Genomic DNA, 16,560 nt, shown 5'->3' on the forward strand with positions numbered 1-16,560 from the left:
GATTGTAACCCTGAGCGGCAGTTATTGACAAAAGTGGTCAACTGGACAGCCCACCCCATTCCCCCGCCAGGGCGGGCGCTACAGTGGCGGACATGAGCGAAAGCGCGCCCCTGCCCGAGAAGCTGCAGAGCATTGTGAGTCTGTTTCGCAGCGCCCCCAAACCGCTGCGCCTGCAGGCGCTGCTGGAATACAGCAAGAAGCTGCCCGGCCTGCCGGAGAAATACCTGGAACACCCCGAATTCCTGAAGCCGGTGCCCGAATGCACCAGCCCCTTTTTCCTGGTGACCGAGCAGGACGAGGCCGGCGGCATGCACCTGTACTTCAAGGTGCCGGAAGAAGCCCCCACCGTGCGCGGCTACGCGGGCATTCTGCATGAGGCCCTGGACGGCGCGCGGCCCGAGGAGATCCTGACGATCCCGGACCAGTTCTACATGGATATGGGCCTGACCGAGCTGATCACGCCCATGCGGCTGCGGGGAATGGGAGCAATCCTGATGCGGCTGAAAAATGAGGTGCGGGAGCACGCCCAGAGCTAGAGATCCCGTTGCACACAGCAGAGGCCACCGCCAGACTGGGGTGGCCTCTGCGGCCTTTTAGACCGCCGGGCTTTATTCCTCGCCGCTGGGGGGCACCGGGCGGGCCGGGGGGCCACCGCGGTAGGCCTGGGCCAGGGCGGCCAGGGCCTGCCCCCGGTGACTGACCGCGCGCTTTTCGGCCACTGTCATCTCGGCCAGGGTGCGTGTATGGCCGTCGGGGACAAACAGGGGGTCATAGCCGAAGCCGTTCTCGCCGCGCGGGCCTTCCAGCAGCGTGCCCTGCAGCTCGCCCCGGTAGGTTTCCACATGCCCGTCCGGGTGGGCCAGAATCACCACCGACACGAACCTGGCGCGGCGGTTGGTCTGCCCGCGCAGCTTGTCCAGCAGATACACATTGCGCTCCACATCGCTGTTCCAGTTGCCATAGCGCGCCGAATACACGCCGGGCTCGCCGCCCAGGGCCTCCACTTCCAGGCCACTGTCGTCGGCCAGGGCGGGCATGGCGGTCATGTGGGCCACGAAACAGGCTTTCAGGGCCGCGTTGTCCTCGTAGGTGCGCCCGGTTTCCTCGGGCAGCGGCAGGCCACTGCTGGTGGTCAGGGTCCAGTTCAGGCCGGACAGCGCTTCCTGAATTTCGCGCACCTTGCCGGCATTGCCGGTGGCCAGCATGACCTTCATTCCTGCGTCGTTCATCACGCCCCCGAGTCTAGGCGATGCCTGGAACGCGGTGTGAAGAACTCCACGTGCGCGGCCGGGGGGTCCTGGTGGGGGCACCGCTGTCCGGCTGGCGTTCAGGAGGCGGTCAGTGGGCCGCCGCCAGTTCACGCACCAGGTCGTCCTGCAGGGCGCGCAGGGTCAGGATGGGCGTACTGTCGGGGCCGTTCATCAGGATGGCAAAGGCCAGCGGATGCCCGCTGCGGCCCGTGACATACCCGGCCAGGGCACTCACGCCGGGCAGGGTGCCGGTCTTGGCGCGCACGTCCAGCTCCGCGCCCACCAGCCGCCGCGCCAGCGTGCCGCCGCGTCCGTCGTGCTCAGGCACGTTTTCGCCGGTGCCAGCCTGGGGCAGCGCCTCAATAAAGGCGTTGCCGCGCGTGCGGTACAGGGAAGCGGGCAGGCCCGCGCGCCCCGGCAGGGGATGGGGCAGATCGTACTGGGCGCGCAGCACCGCCACCAGGGCCCGCGCCGAGAGGCGGTTGTCGCGGCTCAGGCCGCTGCCGTCGGCCAGGCGCAGCCCCCGCAGGTCCACGCCCAGGCGGCGCAGCCACGCCCGCTCGCGGGCCAGGGCGCCCCCCAGGGCGCCGTTGCCCCCGGGGCGGTGGGCCAGGGTGGACAGCAGTTCCTCGGCGCGCAGGTTGTCGCTGGGGCGCAGCATGGCGGCCAGCACCCGGGCGGGCGAGGCGCTGCGCACACTGGCCACGCCCTGCTCGGGGCGGCGAGTGACGGGAATGAACGGATCGGGCGGCAGCGGGCGGCCCTGTTCGTCGGTGCGGGCGGGGGGCACGTAGGGCCGGTAGGGCGCCGCGCGGCCAATCTCTGCTGAGGCCACCGTGATCCCCGCGCGGCGCAGTTCCTCTACCAGGGCGGCGCCCAGCCGGGCCCGCGCCTCGCTGACACTGGCTGGGGGTCGGCGGCGCCACTCCCAGAGGCGCAGCGCGGTCATGGGCACCCCCAGCGGCAACCCGGCCCAGCTCTGGGGGTCCAGGGGGCGCTCGTCCAGCTGCACCCGGCCCACCCGCCGCACCCCATGCACCCGCGCCTGCCGGGCCAGCGCCCGCAGGCTGTAGCGGCCACTCACTGCCAGCGTGGGGTCCCCACTGCCGCGCAGGGTCAGGTGCGACACCTGCGCCCGGCCCACCTGCCCTGCCGGCACCGTCAGCTCGGTGGTCCAGGCGCCCAGAGCCCCGCCCCGGTCGTCCAGTACGCTGCCCGCCGTGATCAGCTTGACCGTGCTCGCGGGAATGAACGGGGTATCGGGGGCCTGGGCTTCCAGGACCGCCCGCGTGCGCAGGTCCACCACCAGCACCCCCGCCCGCACGCCCGGCGGCAGCCCCAGGAGCACCCCGCGCACGGGCGCACTCAGCCCCGGTTCGCGCGTCAGCCGCACGGCGTCGCCCGCTTCCGGCGCCTGGGCCCCCGCGCTCAGCAGACACAGAACCAGCAGGGCGAGGCGGCGCATGGGGGACAGGATAGTGGAGCGGGAGGCAGGAGGCGGTCAGGAGAGAGAGCGGGCCGCTGACCCTGTCAAGCCCGGCCTTTCCCGCGCACTGCCCCCTGCCGACCGCCTCCTCCCTCCTCTACATCACCGTGTCACTTTCCCGCAGCAGCAGGGGCGCGGCAAAGGCCGCCGGGCGCCAGTGGGACTGGGCGTGAATGGCCTGGGGGGGGCACGAATGCAGGCAGGCCATGCAGCCGGTGCAGGCGCCCAGGTTCAGCAGCAGCTGCACGCCTCCGTCGGGCTGCAGGTCGCGGGTGATGGCGCCTGTGGGGCACACGTTGGCGCACACGGGGCAGTCAATGCAGGTGTCGTCTACCAGCGGGGCCGGCCAAGTAATAGCGGCGTCTGGTGGGGGAGCAGGCTTGAGGCTGCGCGCGCGCCACACCCACTCCTGCGGCGTGCGGTCCTCGGGGACGCTCCAGTCCACGAAGGGCAGCGGCTGCTCGGGAAGGCTCTGGGCCACATGCTGCTTGCCGGCACGGAACAGGGCCCCAAAGGCTCCCCGGCGCGAAACGGTCAGGGCCCGGGCCGTGTCTTCAGGGGCCGCGCGGCGAATGGTCACCCGGGCGGGCTGCCCGGTGGGCGCACGCAGGCGCTGGGCTTCTTCCAGCACGCGTTCCAGGCGGGCCGGCACATCGGGGGCGCCCACCGGGCACGCCGCGCAGTCGCCGTGCAGCAGGGTCAGCGGCGCGCCCCAGGCCCCAGCCACCGAAAGCAGCGCCGGGGTCACGCGCCCCAGGCAGGGCAGCGAGGGCCCGCCCGCTCCACTCTGGGCGCAGGTGAGGCTGGCGTCCGGTCCAGAGCGGCTCTCCGGGGCCTGCTGGTCTTTGACGCTGTGCAGGGCGGGTTCCAGGTTGTACTCCAGGGCGCCGCTGGGACACACCTGTACGCACAGGCCGCAGCCGGTGCACCTGGCCGGGTCAATCTGCACGCTCTGGCCCAGCGGCCCCAGGGTGATGGCGCCGTGCGGGCAGGTGGCGTGACAGGCGTCGCAGCCCCCCACCGCCTGCCGGTCCAGCAGGCAGCGCGGCGCGGTGAACCGGGGCAGGGGGTTGGTGGCCTCGTCAAGGCGGGCCAGGACTCCGTCAAGCATGCGGCCCAGTCTATGCGAGCCCCCGGAGGACCAACCGTGGCCGCGTGCGGGGCGGCCTGCCTTAACGCCGGGTGGGCACCCGCAGGGTGATGTACAGCACGCCCAGGCCCCCCAGCAGCACCCAGACCACCTGCCCGGCCAGCACCGGAATCCGCTCCACGCTGAAGGCCACCGCCAGCGCAATACAGGCGCAGGCGATCCATTTGGCCCGCAGCGGCATGCCCCGGCCCGCGCGGTAGTCCTGCACCAGGGGCCCCACCAACGGGCGCGAGAGCAGCCACGCCTCCCAGCGCGGGTCCCCGCGCGAGAAACACGCGGCGGCCAGCACAAACCACACGGTGCCCGGTAGCCCCGGCAGCAGCAGCCCCAGCACGCCCAGGCCCGTTAGAACAAAGCCCAGCGCCACCCACAGGGGCCGGCGGCGAGGCGGCGCAGGGGGCAGGGCGGCCATATGGGCCCCAGCCTAGCCCAGCGGGCGCCCGCTTCAGGCAGGCAGCACCACAATGCCGTCTTCATCGGCGTGCAGGTGATCACCGGGGCGGATGGTCACGCCGGCGAAGGTCACGGGCACGCCATGCTCGCCCTGCACCGCCTTGCCACTGCGCCGGGGGTGGGCGGCCAGGGCGCGCACGCCCAGCGGCAGGCAGCGCAGTTCGGCGGTGTCGCGCACGCAGCCATGCACGATCACCCCGGCCCAGCCGTTCTTCACGGCCAGGGCGCCCAGCAACCCACCCAGCAGCGCGCAGTTCAGGCTGCCGCCACCGTCCACCACCAGCACGCGGCCCTCGCCGGGCGTATCCAGGGCCGCGCGCACCAGCGGGTTGTGCTCGTGGACCCGCAGCGTCACCGCCACGCCGGTAAAGCGGGCGCGGCCCCCGAAGTCCGCCAGCAGCGGCAGCAGCACCTGCGCCTGCGGGTACAGGTCGCTCAGGTCGGTGGTGGGCAAATCCTGCGTGGGCAGGTCCTGGGTGGGCAGCTCTGGGCCGGGGTGCAGGTCGGTCATGCGCCAGTGAAGCAGGCCGGGGCCACCGGGCGGCGTACTCCGCCGGGAACAACAGGGTTGAGCCCGTGCGGCGCTCCCCGACATGACGGCGGTGGCTTGACACAGCCCGTTTCCGGAGTACGATGGTTTTGTAACCGCTTACATTCTGTCTGGGCCGCTGGGTCCATCTTTCCATTGGCCTGCCCACACGGCTGTCCCCCGTCTGCTTTCGCGCTCCTGTTGTAACCGGTTACAATCTGCCCTCCTTCCTGACCTCTCGTCCGGTCGCGGCCGGTGCCCGCCAGAATCGGAGCCATGATCCACACGACCCGCGCCACCATTGACGACATTGCCCGCGCCGCCGGCGTCAGCAAGGGCACGGTCAGCCGCGTACTCAACGGCCACAGCACGGTGGCGGCGCGCACCCGGCAACGGGTGCAGGAGGTCATGACCCAGCTGAGTTACGCGCCGGACCCGGCGGCCCGGCACCTGAGCTGGCGCACCGGGCAGACCCTGGGCCTGTCGCTGGACCGCGACGACCCCCTGCTGCACCCCTACCACGTGCTGTTCCGCCGGGCCCTGGAAAGCCAGACCGCGCCGCAGGGCGTGCAACTGGTGGACCTGCGCGCCGATCTCAAGGGCATGACCCGGCTGCCCAGCGCCGTGCTGGTCATGCACGCGGTGGACGGCGATCCCCGCCTGAGCTATCTGGCCGCCCAGGGCGTGCCCGCCGTGCTGATCGGGCACCAGCCCGGCGCCTTCTGGGTGGCGCCCGACGACGTGGGGGGCGCCCGGCTGGCCACGCGCCAGCTGACCGGGGCGGGGCACCGCCAGCTGGCGTACCTGGGCGCCGGCCCCAGTCAGGTGGCCCAGGACCGCGAGTACGGCTGCCGTGACGCGGCGCGCGCCGCCGGGGCCAGCCTGCACACCATTCCCAGCGATTTCACCGTGCTGGGCGGCTACCGGGCCGTGCGCCGCGCCTGGGAGGGGGGGCTGCGCTTCACCGGCCTGTTTGCCCAGAGCGACGAGAGCGCCGCTGGCGCTGTGGCCGCGCTGGACGATCTGGGCGTGGGCGTGCCCCATGAAGTCAGCGTGGTGGGCTTTGACGGCCTGCCCGAACTGCCCATTCCCCTCAAGCTCACCACCGTGGCGCAGGACATTCCCCGTATTGCCGCCACCGCCCTGACCCTGGTGCAGGAAGCCATCAGCGGCCTGCCCGCGCGGGGCGAATTCATTCCCGTGCAACTGACGCCCGGCGCCACTGTTGCGCCACCCCCCGGAGGGACGCCATGAAAAAGACCCTGATTCTCAGCCTCGCCGTGCTTGTCGCTGCTGCCGCGCAGACCGCGCAGGCGCAGACCACCATCAAGATCAACGGGTACGGCGGCACCGACCCGGCCGTGGTGGGTGACCTGATCAACCGCTTTGTGAAGCCCGCGCTGGCCAAGGACCGGATCACCGTGACCTACGAGCCGCTGCAGGGTGACTACAACAAGTCCCTGACCACGCTGCTGGCCGCTGGCAACGCGGGCGACGTGTTTTACCTGCCTGCCGAGACGCTGGACGGCTTCGTCGCCACCGGCAAGGTGCTGCCGCTGAACGGTCTGGTGAACACCAGCCCCTTTATCAAGAGCCTGAACACCGCCTTTACCCGCAATGGGCGCCTGTACGGCGTGGCCAAGGACTTCAACACCCTGACCCTGGTGTACAACCGCGACCTGTTCGACGAGGCGGGCGTGGCCTACCCCAACAACAACGACACCTGGGCCACGCTGCAGACCAAGCTGACCACCCTGAAGCAGAAACTGGGCCCCGACTACGCGGGCATCTGCCTGCAGCCCAACTGGGACCGCTTCGGCGCCTTTGCGTTTGCCACCGGCTGGAACCAGTTTGATTCCAGGGGCAAGACCAACCTGGCCGACCCCCGCTTTGCCGAGGCGTTCAACTTCTACACCGGCCTGGCCCGCAACAAGGTGGGCGTGCAGCCCAGCGAGGTCAGCGAGGGCTGGACCGGCGGCTGCCTGAAGACCGGCAAGGTGGCGGTGGGCATTGAGGGCAGCTGGGTCGTGAACTTCCTGCGCGACAACGCCCCCAACCTGAAATTCGGCACCGCGCTGATGCCCAAGAACACCAAGACGGGCAAACGCGGCAACTTCCTGTACACCGTGGGCTGGGCCATCAACGCCGGCACCAAGAACCGCGCCGCCGCGCTGAAGGTGCTGAATATCCTCACCAGCCCGCAGGTGCAGCAGTACGTGCTGGAACAGGGCCTGGCCATTCCCAGCCGCACCGCCCTGACCAACAACGCCTACTTCAAGAAGACCGACCCCGGCGCCGTGAACAGCCGCCTGGTCTTCGACGGCGCCGACGACGGCAACGTGCGCGCCTTTACCTTCGGGCCCCAGGGCGCCGACTGGAGCAAGCCGATCAACGAGGCGCTGGCCGCCGTGCTGAGCGGCCAGAAGAGCGCCGCCGACGCGCTGAGAAAGGCACAGGCCGACATGAACGCCTTCCAGAACCGCTAAGCGGCTGGGCGCCTGTCCGGGGTGGGGGCGGTCCACGGGGGCTGTCCCCACCCCACCTTCTCTGTGTTCCCGGCCCTGTGTTCCTGGCCCTGTGCTCTCTTGCCTGTGTTCTGCCCGGAGGCGTCTATGCCCAGCCAGCAGCCTCATACGGAGTCCGTTCATCTCCGGAACATCCGGGAAGAAGGGGAATGGTCCCCGCCTTCGGCGCTGTTCCAGTGCCCTTCCCGGACAGCCGCCGCTGTTCCCTTGGCCGGCGGCCGGACGCTGCCCCACCTGCGCCGCCTGTGCGCCGCGCGGGGGTCCACATGAGCCAGCAGCGCTCGCAGACCTCCACGGCCTACCTGTTTCTGGCGCCGTTTCTGATCACCACGGCCGTCTTTTTCTTCTATGCCTTCGGGCGCGCGCTGTACTACTCGTTTACCGACTTCAACCTGTTCAACACGCCGCAACTGATTGGCGTGAAGCCCTACGCCGACGTGCTGAATGACCCGTCGTTTCGCCGGGCGCTGGGCAACAGTCTGGTGTTCGCCCTGGTCACGACCACGCTGCAGACCATCGGCGCGCTGCTGATGGCCGTGGCGCTGAACAACAAGATCCGGGGCATGGGCTTTTTCCGCTCGGCGTGGTACATGCCCAGCATCACGTCCTCGGTGGTCATCACCCTGATTTTTCTGTGGCTGTTTCAGCGCCGGGGCATTGCCAACTACCTGATCACCCAGTGGCAAATCTACCAACCGCTGGTGCTGACCTTCCTGGGCGTGCTGCTGGCCCTGCAACTCGGCCAGGTGCTGTGGGAACGCGCGCGGCGCCTGCCCGCCGGGTGGCTGGACCCCGCGCTGGCCGCCGTGAGCGCCCTGGGCGCGCTGGCCGTGACCGCGCTGCTGGCCTGGACCGGCGTGGTGGGCGCGCGCGAGGTGCCGCCCTTTGACTACCAGTACTTTGCCGACAAGTGGATTGAGGTGGGCGGCGTGCGGGTGCTGAGCGTGCCGCTGCTGGTGATCATCATTCAGAACACCTTCACCACCATCCCCACCCTCATGCTGTTTTTCCTGGCGGGGCTGCAGAACATTCCCGGCGCGCTGTACGAGGCCGCCGACATTGACGGCGCCACCCCCTGGCAGAAGCTGACGCGCGTGACAGTGCCCATGCTGCGCCCGGTGACCTTTTTCGTGGTGACCGTGGGACTGATTGGCACCATGCAGATGTTCGACCAGGTGGCGGTGATTGGCAGCGCAGCGCCGCCGGACACGCTGGTGACGCTGGCCTATTACGTGTACAGCAACACCTTCAAGGCCGGGGCCGCGCCCGTGAACATGGCGTCAGCGGCGGCCATCATCCTGGCGCTGATTATTCTGGCGATGGTCTTTGTGCAGCGCCGCTTCTTTCCCTCGGAGGCGACATGACGGCGGCGCTGGAGCAGGTTCCCGCCCACCAGACCCCCCAGGCCCGCGACCGCTGGCTGGCCCGGCGGCGCTGGGCCCGCGCGGGCTGGCTGTACGCCTTCATGCTGGTCATGAGTTTCTTTTTCCTGGGGCCGTTCGTGACCGGGCTGCTCAGTTCCCTGAAGGACAACCCCAACGAGTACCCGCCCACCCTGAACATTCCGCAGCTGACCCCGCAGTTCATTGGCCGGGCGTGGTCGCTGGGCGTGCAGGGCAGCGGCGACGGCTGGCAGGGCGGCCTGACGCCGGGGCGCCAGGTGAGCTTCGAGGTGAGCGTGAAGTCACCGCCCGGCGCGCCGCAGACCCCCCCCACCGTGGCCCTGTTTCCCTACCAGCCGGTCAGCCTGGTCGCCATTGCCCGGCAGGCCCAGGCCAGAGACTACGCCGCCCTGAAGACCGAGGAGGTGGCCCGCAGCGGCGACACCCGCACCTACCGCGTGACGGTGCAGAGCCCGGTGCTCACCCGCCAGAGCGGCCAGACGGTGCGCGCGGTGCTGAGCGCCCCCGACGCCAATCTGCGCGCCCAGCTGCCCGGCGGCGAGGTGGTGCCCGTGACCCTGGACACGCCAGAAGCCCAGGCCAAGCAGTACGAACTGAACGAGGGGCAGGCTGTTGAACTTGTGCGCGGCGCGGCCGGCTACACGCTGCGCGGCCCGCTGTTCGAGCGCACGCCGCTGCAGGTGGACGTGCAACGCGGCCAGAGCATCGTGGGCAGCACCCTGCCGCCCAGCGACCGCCAGAACTTCGGGCGCTCGTTTGCCTACCGCAATGTCACGCCCGGCGTGCTGGGCTACAGCTTCAACAACTACCGCCGCGCCTTCAACGAAACCCGCGACAGCAAGTCGGGCCGCAGCCTGTTTTTCAGCTGGGTCATGAATTCCTTTCTGTACGCCTTCCTGCGCGTGGCGGCGGCCGTGGTGTTCTGCTCACTGGCGGGCTACGCGCTGGCCCGCATGACTTTTCCCGGCAAGAACCTGATTTTCCTGGGCGCGGTGCTGTTCGTGCAAATGGTGCCCAGTCAGGTCAATCTGGTCAGCAATTACGTGCTGCTCAAGGACCTGAACCTGCTGAACATCTGGGGCCTGTGGCTAAGCGGGCTGGTGGCGGCCGGCGGCGTGTTTCTGATGAAGCAATTCTTTGAAGGCATGCCGCGCGAACTGGAAGAGTCGGCCGCCATAGACGGCGCAAGCACCCTGACCACCTTCTTCCGGGTGATGCTGCCGCAGGCGGGCCCGGCGCTGATCGCCCTGGCCATCACCCAGTTTCAGGGCGCCTGGAACGACTTTTTCTGGCCCCTGGTGATTCTGCGCGAGAACAGCAGCTTCACCCTGACCGTGGGGCTGTCCAACTTCCGGGAACTGTACGGCGGTCAGGGCGACTACGGCCTGATTCTGGCGGGCGCCGTGCTCAGCGCCATTCCGGTGATCATCCTGTTTGTGGTGTTTCAGCGCTACTTCGTGGACACCGGAGCCGACAGCGCAGTAAAGGGCTGAGGCCCCCCGCCCCTTTTCCCCGTTCCTCATCCTTTCTCTTCCGGCCCCACGCTTTGCCGGCAAGGACATTCATGCTCAACACGCGCACAGTTCTCAAAGACAACGACCTCTATCTGGTGGGCGACGCCCAGTACGCCGTGGCCCAGGGCGAAAGCGGCCTGTACCGCCGCGACACGCGGGTGCTCTCGCGCTACGAGTGGCACCTGGACGGCCAGCCGCCGCAGCCGCTGATGCAGCAGGAACGCGCGCCCTGCTGGCTGCACGAACAGAGCGCCAACGCCAACGTGGGCTACACCATGAAAGCGGGCCTGCGCCGCGACCTGACCCTGACCGGCACCGAACTGCGCGATACCCTGCACGTCACGCGCTACCGGGCCGGAGGTGCCCAGGAACTGAAGCTGTACCTGGCGGCCGACTACCTGGACATGTTCGAGGTGCGCGGCTGGCCTGGCGGCCTGGGCGAGCGCGCCGTGCAGGCCCAGGCCACCCCACAGGGTGTGACCTTTGCCTACACGGCGGGCGACGGTCTGCGCTGCCGCACCGTGGTGCACAGCAGCCCCCCCGCCACCTGGGACGGCGAGGCCCTGGTCTGGACGCTGGCCAACGAGGAAACGGCCGTGCAGGTGAGTGTCTTTGCGCTGCAGGGCGACGAGACCCCCACCCCCGGCGACCCGGCGGCGCGTCTGGCCGAGTACGCGGCGCTGGCCGGCCAGTGGCGCGCGCGGGTGCAGTTGCCTGATCCCGCCGACCAGCAGGTGCTGGAGCGCAGCGTGGCCGATCTGCGCTCGCTGAGCTTTCCCACCGAATTTGGCCCCTTTCCGGCGGCGGGCCTGCCCTGGTTCGTGGCGCCGTTCGGGCGCGACTCCATGCTGATGGCCCTGATGGTCCATCCCCACCTGCCCGAGCTGGCCCACACCGTGGTGCGCTTTCTGGCTGCCCACCAGGGCCAGCGCCACGACCCGGTGACCCTGGAACAGCCCGGCAAGATCCTGCACGAACTGCGCGTGGGCGAGCTGACCCGCCTGGGCCGCACGCCGCACCGCCCCTACTACGCCACCGCCGACGCCACGCCGCTGTTCGTGTGGCTGGTGGGCGAACTGGCCCAGGCCACCCCGGCCCTGGCCAGCGAACTGCGCCCCCACTGGGAGGCCGCCCTGCAGTGGTGCCTGACCGACGGCGACCCCGACGGCGACGGCTTTCTGGAGTACACCCCGGACCCCAACGGCATTGCCAACGCGGTGTGGAAAGACAGCGGCGACTCGACCTTCACCGAGCAGGGCGTGGACGTGAGCGGCCATGTGGCGGTGGTAGAGGTGCAGGGCTACGCCTACGCGGCCTACCGCGCGGCCGCCGCCATGTACCGCCAGCTGGGCGAGGCCGGGCGCGCCGCCGGGTGGGAAGAGCGGGCCTCGGCGCTGCAAGCGGCGTTTCAGCGCGCTTTCTGGTGGCCAGAGCGCGGCACCTACGTGCATGGCCTGAACGGCGACAAACAGCCGCTGCGGGTGCTGGTGAGTAACGCGGCCCATACGCTGTGCACCGGCATCGTGGCGGCGCCCTACGCCGCGCAGGTGGCGCGCTCGGCCCTGGGCCAGGAACTGTGGAGCGGCTGGGGCATTCGCACCCTGGGCACCGGGGAGCGGCGCTACAACCCGGTGTCGTACCACAACGGCAGTGTGTGGCCGCACGACACCGCACTGGCGGCCCTGGGCATGGCCCGCTGCGGCCTGCACGCCCAGGCCCAGCAGGTGGCCCGCGCCCTGTTCGACGCCGCGCGCGCCGCCCCCGACGCCCGCCTGAGTGAACTGTTCGCCGGCTTTCCCCGGGAAGAGGGCACGCCCCCCGTCCCCTACCCCGCCGCCTGCCACCCCCAGGGCTGGGACGCCGCCATTCCCCTGGCCCTGTGGCCCCTCCTGAACGGCACTGCCGAAGCCGCCCCCCTTCCCCCAGAGCCGGTGGTCAGCGGCTAAGCCACGCGGCAGAATGGCTCATGGCTCATGGGCCCCCTGCTGCCCCCGTTAAGGTTTCCTGCAGCCGACCGGGCCCAACCTCACGCGGCCGGGGCGCACACTGACAGGCATGCTGGACAACATTCTGAACACGGTCAAACGGGGCGCCGAGCGGGTGCAGCGCCGGGGTGAGGAGGTGGCGCACGCCGCGCGGCTGCGCATGGAAATCTTTCAGCTGGGCCGCGAACTGGACGCCCTGTACGCCCGCCTGGGCCGCGCCTACCACGCCGGCACCCCGGCCGAGGTGCTGTCCGGCATTCAGGACGAGGTGCGGCGCCTGGAAGACGAGATTCGCGCCCGCGAGCACCTGATGGCCGAACTGAACAGCGAGCCCGAACCTGCTGCCACCGAGGGCGGCCTGAGCACCGCGCCCGCCACCCCTCCAGGCGCCCCCACCGAACCCACCGTGCCCGACGCCATGCCCCGACCCCACCACCAGGAGGCCACCATGAATGACCGCGACCCCTACCAGCCCCCGGCCGACCGCACCCCCGACGAACGCCCCGCTGGCGTGCCCACCACGCCGGACCCCACCATGCAGCACAGCGACAAACGCCTGGAACCCGGCGACGAGCGTGCAGGCGTGGCCCTGGAAGCCGAACGCGACAAGCAGTTCCGCCACGACCACACCATTCAGGAAGGCAAGATGGCCAGCCGCAACCCGGACCCACTGGACAAGTAACGGCTTGCCAGAGCCCAGGCGCCCCGTGGGGCGCCTGGGTTTTTTGCGCTTGAGGAGGGCTGGAGCGTCGAGGAATTGAGGAGTTCATACGGATTCCGTCTGTAACGCCCACAATCCGGAACAGAACCGGATTGCCAACTCCACGCCCGGAACCCGTTGTTCTCCTCCTCGCTCCGCTCGGATTTCATCCAGCAGAATGCTGGATTCAATCGGAATCCGTATCAGAGGTCGAGCAGCACCAGTTGCCGCTTCGTCTCTTTGGGCAGACCGAGAGGGCGGGGCCGCCCCTGGCTTCATAGCGCCGTCTGTCAGCCAGGGAGGGTCAGGCGCAGCTCTGGCAAAAGCCCGAAAGCGAGGTGGCCCCCTCTTTCCCCTTTCCTGTTTTTCCCTTTACCCCTCTTCCCGAACAAACTGCGCCGGCCGCTTGGCCTTGAACGCACCCACGCCTTCCTCGTGCTCCCAGTGGTCACCCGCCACCTGCTGCAAAATCGCCTCCTGGTCCAGGGCCTCGTCCAGGGTGCTGGTCAGGGCAGCCACCAGCGCCTGCTTGGTCAGTTTCAGGGCGTGGGCGGGGCGGGCGGCCAGGCGCTCGGCGTAGGCCTGCACGTCGTCCCGGAAGGTGTCGTCGGGGAACACGTGTTCGCACAGACCCATCTTCAGGGCGTCCTCGGCGCGCACCCGTTCGGCCAGGGCCATCAGTTCAAAGGCGCGGTGGTAGCCCACCAGCCGGGGCAGGGTCCAGGTGCTGCCGGAATCGGGAATCAGGGCAATGTTGGAAAACACCTCAATCAGGCTGGCGCCCTGCGCCCACAGGCGGATGTCGCCGGCCAGGGCGAGGCTGGCCCCCGCGCCCGCCGCCACCCCGTTCACAGCTGTCAGGACCGGCTTGCCCAGCCCCCGGATGGTCCGAATCAGGGGGTTATAGGTGTGGTGCAGGTGCTCGGTGAAGGTCATGTCGCGCCCGGACACGTCGCCCAGGTCCTGCCCGGCACAGAAGCCCCGCCCGGCCCCGGTGATCACCACCACGCGCACCGCCGCCTGCGCGTCCGCCTGCTGCAGTTCGCGGGTCAGGGTCAGCAGCAGCTCGTCATTGGCCGCGTTCAGCTTGTCGGGGCGGTTCAGGGTCAGGGTCAGGACGTGCGCCTTCAGCTCGGTGCGGATCACGGGCTCATGGGTCACAGGCTCACTGGTCATGGGGCCCAGGGTAGCGTGCGGCCATGCCTCTGCGGCGCCTGGGGCCCCTGCTACACTCCGGGCCGTGAACGACGCGCCCCCACCGGCCCCCGCCCAGCCCACCGTTCTGGCGCTGGATGTCAGCAAGTCGCGCATCGGCTTCGCGGTGAGCGCCGGGCGCTTGGCCTTCGGGCGCGGCAGCGTGGACCGCAAGCGCCTGCCCCTGGACCTCAAGGCCGTGCGCCTGAAGGTGGAGGAAACGGGCGCCGGGCTGCTGCTGCTGGGCCTGCCCCTGCGCACCGACGGCGCCCACAGCCCCGCCGCCGACCGGGTGCGGGCCTTTGGCCGCTTTCTGGAAGAACGTGGCCACCGCGTCATGTACCAGGACGAGCGCTTTACCACCCGCCGCGCCCGCGCTCTGGGCGCCGCCGATGAGGACGAGGCGGCGGCGGTGCAGATTCTGGAGCTGTACCTACTGGGCCGGGAAGGGGCGGCAGGGAGTGGGGATGGCGGGGCTATTCAGGAAGAGGATTAACAGCCAAGCGGAAGAGGCCATGGGCTGTGAGCCATGGGCAAACCGCCCTCACGAGCAAGAAAGGCAGACGGCACCTTTGCCCTCTGCCATTCGCCTCTCTCCATCACCCATCACCTGTCAACCATCAACCCTCTCTCACCGCACGTCCCAGTACCGCCTTGCCGCCCAGGTAGGGACGCAGGGCTTCCGGCACGCGGATGGTGCCGTCGGGCTGCTGGTGGTTTTCCAGCAGCGGCACCAGGATGCGCGGCGCGGCAATCCCGGTGTTGTTCAGGGTGTGGGCATACAGCAGCTTGCCGTGTTCGTCGCGGTAGCGCAGGCCAGTGCGCCGCGCCTGCCAGTCACCCAGATACGAGCACGAATGCGTTTCGCGGTACAGGCCCTCGCTGGGCACCCAGGTTTCAATGTCGTACATGAGCACCTTGCCAGCCCCCATGTCGCCCGTGCAGTTCTGCACCACGCGGTAGGGCAGTTCCAGCGCCTGCAAAAGGACCTCGGCGTTGCCCAGGAGGGTCTGGAACCAGCGCAGGCCCTCGGCCTCGTCGGCGCGGCACAGCACGTACTGCTCTACCTTGCGGAACTCGTGCACGCGAATCAGGCCGCGCACATCGCGCCCTGCACTGCCCGCCTCGCTGCGAAAGGCCGCGCTGATGGCCGCGTAGGTCATGGGCAGCGCCTCGGCCGCCAGCTGCTCACCGGCGTACAGGCTGTTCACCGGCACCTCGGCGGTGCCCGCCAGCATCAGCTCGTCGCCCTCGATCTTGTACACCTGATCCTCGCCGCCTGGAAAGTGCCCACTGCCCACAAAGGCCTCGGGGCGGGCCAGCGCGGTGGTGGACAGGGGCGTAAACCCGCGCCCGGCCAGGAAATCCAGGGCGAAGGTCAGCACGGCCATTTCCAGCATCACAGCCTCGCCTTTCAGGAGGTAGCTGCGGCTGCCCGACACCCGCGCCACCCGCTCGGGGTCGCTCCAGCCCTGCTGTTCCAGGAGCGCCACATGGTCCAGCGGCGTGAAGGCAAAGGCCGGCGGCGTGCCCTCGCGGCGCAGCTCCACGTTCTCGCTGTCGTCCCGCCCAACCGGCACGCTGGGGTGGGGAATGTTGGGCACGCGCAGCAGCAACTGCTTCAGGTTGTCTTCGTGCGCGCGCAGGGCCGGTTCCAGGGCGCGCAGCTCCTCGGCCAGATCCTTGCCGCGCTGAATCAGGGCCGGGCGCGCCTCGGGGGCCGCCTTGGGGACCAGCTTGGCGTTGGCATTGCGCTCGGCCTGCGTGGCTTCCGCGCGCTGCTTCAGTTCCACCAGTTCGCGGTCCAGGCGCAGCAGCTCGTCAATGTCGAGCCTGACGCCCTTGACCTGCACGGCGTGTTTGACGGTGTCCGCATGTTCGCGGATAAATTTCAGATCCAGCATGAACGTCTCCAGGGGTGGGCCTTGGCCCGGGGAAAAGGAAGGGGGGGGCCAGAGTCAGTCGGTGTCCACCGTGCGCGGCACCCGGATATGGCCGTCGGGCAGATGATCGGGGGCCAACGCCGCCACGACGCCGGGGGCAAACACCTCGCCGGGCACGTCCTCGCGCAGCACATTCACCAGGGCCACGGGGCGCTGCATCTCGGCCACGCCGCTTGTATCCAGTTCGTTGAGTTGCTCGAAGTAGCCCAGCACCCGGGTCAGGTCCTCGCCCATTGCCGCGCGTTCCTCCGGGCTCAGATGCAGCCGCGCCAGCTGGGCAAGATGAGAAATCTGGGCCGCGTCAATCATGCCGCGAAGTATAAAGCCGGCGGCGCGGGGGCGGGGGCCAGCAAGCAGGGTCTGGGGCGGCCGGCAAGAGGACCACGCCTCTGCCGGCCGGAACCCGGGCGCCGCCAGCCGCGTAGCCC

The 16,560-nt window shown here is 69.7% G+C and carries 16 protein-coding genes; 8 read left to right on the top strand and 8 right to left on the bottom strand.

Going from position 1 to position 16,560, the window contains the following annotated elements:
- Window positions 1-92 precede the first annotated feature (92 nt).
- Window positions 93-536 (top strand): SufE family protein, encoded by a 444-nt coding sequence (locus tag C8263_RS07885; RefSeq protein WP_107137576.1) that lies wholly within the window; start codon window positions 93-95, stop codon window positions 534-536.
- A 72-nt stretch (window positions 537-608) separates the two neighbouring features.
- On the opposite strand, the gene rdgB is transcribed toward C8263_RS07885, so the two are convergent.
- The 5 genes from rdgB to rraA form a co-directional block, all read right to left on the bottom strand.
- Window positions 609-1,214, bottom strand: a complete 606-nt coding sequence (gene rdgB / locus C8263_RS07890) for an RdgB/HAM1 family non-canonical purine NTP pyrophosphatase (RefSeq protein ID WP_107137577.1) — start codon at window positions 1,212-1,214, stop codon at window positions 609-611.
- Between the two features lie 124 nt (window positions 1,215-1,338).
- Complete coding sequence (locus tag C8263_RS07895; RefSeq protein WP_107137578.1) at window positions 1,339-2,715, bottom strand: D-alanyl-D-alanine carboxypeptidase/D-alanyl-D-alanine-endopeptidase; 1,377 nt, start codon at window positions 2,713-2,715, stop codon at window positions 1,339-1,341.
- Between the two features lie 118 nt (window positions 2,716-2,833).
- The gene (locus C8263_RS07900; protein ID WP_107137579.1) at window positions 2,834-3,847 is read right to left on the bottom strand and encodes an ATP-binding protein; all 1,014 of its coding nucleotides are present in this window, start codon (window positions 3,845-3,847) and stop codon (window positions 2,834-2,836) included.
- Window positions 3,848-3,908: 61 nt separating this feature from the next.
- Window positions 3,909-4,298, bottom strand: coding sequence for a YbaN family protein (locus C8263_RS07905; RefSeq protein ID WP_107137580.1), 390 nt, complete (start codon window positions 4,296-4,298; stop codon window positions 3,909-3,911).
- A 33-nt stretch (window positions 4,299-4,331) separates the two neighbouring features.
- A complete protein-coding gene (gene rraA / locus C8263_RS07910) occupies window positions 4,332-4,850 on the bottom strand; it encodes a ribonuclease E activity regulator RraA (protein ID WP_107137581.1) in 519 nt (172 codons plus the stop codon).
- Window positions 4,851-5,144: 294 nt separating this feature from the next.
- On the opposite strand from rraA, the gene C8263_RS07915 reads away from it, so the two are divergent.
- The 6 genes from C8263_RS07915 (at window position 5,145) to C8263_RS07940 (ending at window position 12,977) form a co-directional block, all read left to right on the top strand.
- Window positions 5,145-6,122 (top strand): LacI family DNA-binding transcriptional regulator, encoded by a 978-nt coding sequence (locus C8263_RS07915; protein WP_107137582.1) that lies wholly within the window; start codon window positions 5,145-5,147, stop codon window positions 6,120-6,122.
- A complete protein-coding gene (locus C8263_RS07920; protein ID WP_107137583.1) occupies window positions 6,119-7,354 on the top strand; it encodes an ABC transporter substrate-binding protein in 1,236 nt (411 codons plus the stop codon). Before C8263_RS07915 ends, C8263_RS07920 begins: the two co-directional genes overlap by 4 nt.
- A 305-nt stretch (window positions 7,355-7,659) precedes the next feature.
- On the top strand, window positions 7,660-8,757 hold the full coding sequence (locus C8263_RS07925) for a carbohydrate ABC transporter permease (protein ID WP_107137584.1): 1,098 nt from the start codon (window positions 7,660-7,662) through the stop codon (window positions 8,755-8,757).
- Window positions 8,754-10,289, top strand: coding sequence for a carbohydrate ABC transporter permease (locus C8263_RS07930; RefSeq protein ID WP_107137585.1), 1,536 nt, complete (start codon window positions 8,754-8,756; stop codon window positions 10,287-10,289). Before C8263_RS07925 ends, C8263_RS07930 begins: the two co-directional genes overlap by 4 nt.
- 71 nt (window positions 10,290-10,360) lie before the next feature.
- Complete coding sequence (locus C8263_RS07935; RefSeq protein WP_107137586.1) at window positions 10,361-12,256, top strand: amylo-alpha-1,6-glucosidase; 1,896 nt, start codon at window positions 10,361-10,363, stop codon at window positions 12,254-12,256.
- A 109-nt stretch (window positions 12,257-12,365) separates the two neighbouring features.
- Window positions 12,366-12,977 carry a hypothetical protein gene (locus tag C8263_RS07940; RefSeq protein ID WP_107137587.1) on the top strand — a complete coding sequence of 204 codons (612 nt, stop codon included), beginning with the start codon at window positions 12,366-12,368 and terminating at the stop codon, window positions 12,975-12,977.
- Between the two features lie 390 nt (window positions 12,978-13,367).
- On the opposite strand, the gene C8263_RS07945 is transcribed toward C8263_RS07940, so the two are convergent.
- The gene (locus C8263_RS07945; RefSeq protein ID WP_107137588.1) at window positions 13,368-14,171 is read right to left on the bottom strand and encodes an enoyl-CoA hydratase-related protein; all 804 of its coding nucleotides are present in this window, start codon (window positions 14,169-14,171) and stop codon (window positions 13,368-13,370) included.
- A gap of 64 nt (window positions 14,172-14,235) precedes the next feature.
- Between C8263_RS07945 and ruvX the strand changes: the two genes are divergently transcribed.
- On the top strand, window positions 14,236-14,685 hold the full coding sequence (ruvX, locus tag C8263_RS07950; protein WP_107137589.1) for a Holliday junction resolvase RuvX: 450 nt from the start codon (window positions 14,236-14,238) through the stop codon (window positions 14,683-14,685).
- A 124-nt stretch (window positions 14,686-14,809) separates the two neighbouring features.
- Here ruvX and serS read toward each other — a convergent pair whose 3' ends face one another.
- Window positions 14,810-16,093 (bottom strand): serine--tRNA ligase, encoded by a 1,284-nt coding sequence (gene serS, locus C8263_RS07955; protein WP_107137590.1) that lies wholly within the window; start codon window positions 16,091-16,093, stop codon window positions 14,810-14,812.
- Between the two features lie 54 nt (window positions 16,094-16,147).
- Window positions 16,148-16,441 carry an Asp-tRNA(Asn)/Glu-tRNA(Gln) amidotransferase subunit GatC gene (gene gatC / locus C8263_RS07960; protein WP_107137591.1) on the bottom strand — a complete coding sequence of 98 codons (294 nt, stop codon included), beginning with the start codon at window positions 16,439-16,441 and terminating at the stop codon, window positions 16,148-16,150.
- Window positions 16,442-16,560: the final 119 nt, after the last annotated feature.

The sequence above is a fragment of the Deinococcus arcticus genome (genome assembly GCF_003028415.1).
GTDB classification, from domain to species: Bacteria; Deinococcota; Deinococci; order Deinococcales; family Deinococcaceae; genus Deinococcus; species Deinococcus arcticus.

What these genes read in the sequence shown, in the direction of transcription:
- C8263_RS07885 (WP_107137576.1), top strand. Translation starts at nt 93, where the DNA reads ATGAGCGAAAGCGCGCCCCTGCCCGAGAAGCTGCAGAGCATTGTGAGT.
- rdgB (WP_107137577.1), bottom strand. Translation starts at nt 1,214, where the DNA reads ATGAAGGTCATGCTGGCCACCGGCAATGCCGGCAAGGTGCGCGAAATT.
- C8263_RS07895 (WP_107137578.1), bottom strand. Translation starts at nt 2,715, where the DNA reads ATGCGCCGCCTCGCCCTGCTGGTTCTGTGTCTGCTGAGCGCGGGGGCC.
- C8263_RS07900 (WP_107137579.1), bottom strand. Translation starts at nt 3,847, where the DNA reads ATGCTTGACGGAGTCCTGGCCCGCCTTGACGAGGCCACCAACCCCCTG.
- C8263_RS07905 (WP_107137580.1), bottom strand. Translation starts at nt 4,298, where the DNA reads ATGGCCGCCCTGCCCCCTGCGCCGCCTCGCCGCCGGCCCCTGTGGGTG.
- rraA (WP_107137581.1), bottom strand. Translation starts at nt 4,850, where the DNA reads ATGACCGACCTGCACCCCGGCCCAGAGCTGCCCACCCAGGACCTGCCC.
- C8263_RS07915 (WP_107137582.1), top strand. Translation starts at nt 5,145, where the DNA reads ATGATCCACACGACCCGCGCCACCATTGACGACATTGCCCGCGCCGCC.
- C8263_RS07920 (WP_107137583.1), top strand. Translation starts at nt 6,119, where the DNA reads ATGAAAAAGACCCTGATTCTCAGCCTCGCCGTGCTTGTCGCTGCTGCC.
- C8263_RS07925 (WP_107137584.1), top strand. Translation starts at nt 7,660, where the DNA reads ATGAGCCAGCAGCGCTCGCAGACCTCCACGGCCTACCTGTTTCTGGCG.
- C8263_RS07930 (WP_107137585.1), top strand. Translation starts at nt 8,754, where the DNA reads ATGACGGCGGCGCTGGAGCAGGTTCCCGCCCACCAGACCCCCCAGGCC.
- C8263_RS07935 (WP_107137586.1), top strand. Translation starts at nt 10,361, where the DNA reads ATGCTCAACACGCGCACAGTTCTCAAAGACAACGACCTCTATCTGGTG.
- C8263_RS07940 (WP_107137587.1), top strand. Translation starts at nt 12,366, where the DNA reads ATGCTGGACAACATTCTGAACACGGTCAAACGGGGCGCCGAGCGGGTG.
- C8263_RS07945 (WP_107137588.1), bottom strand. Translation starts at nt 14,171, where the DNA reads ATGACCAGTGAGCCTGTGACCCATGAGCCCGTGATCCGCACCGAGCTG.
- serS (WP_107137590.1), bottom strand. Translation starts at nt 16,093, where the DNA reads ATGCTGGATCTGAAATTTATCCGCGAACATGCGGACACCGTCAAACAC.
- gatC (WP_107137591.1), bottom strand. Translation starts at nt 16,441, where the DNA reads ATGATTGACGCGGCCCAGATTTCTCATCTTGCCCAGCTGGCGCGGCTG.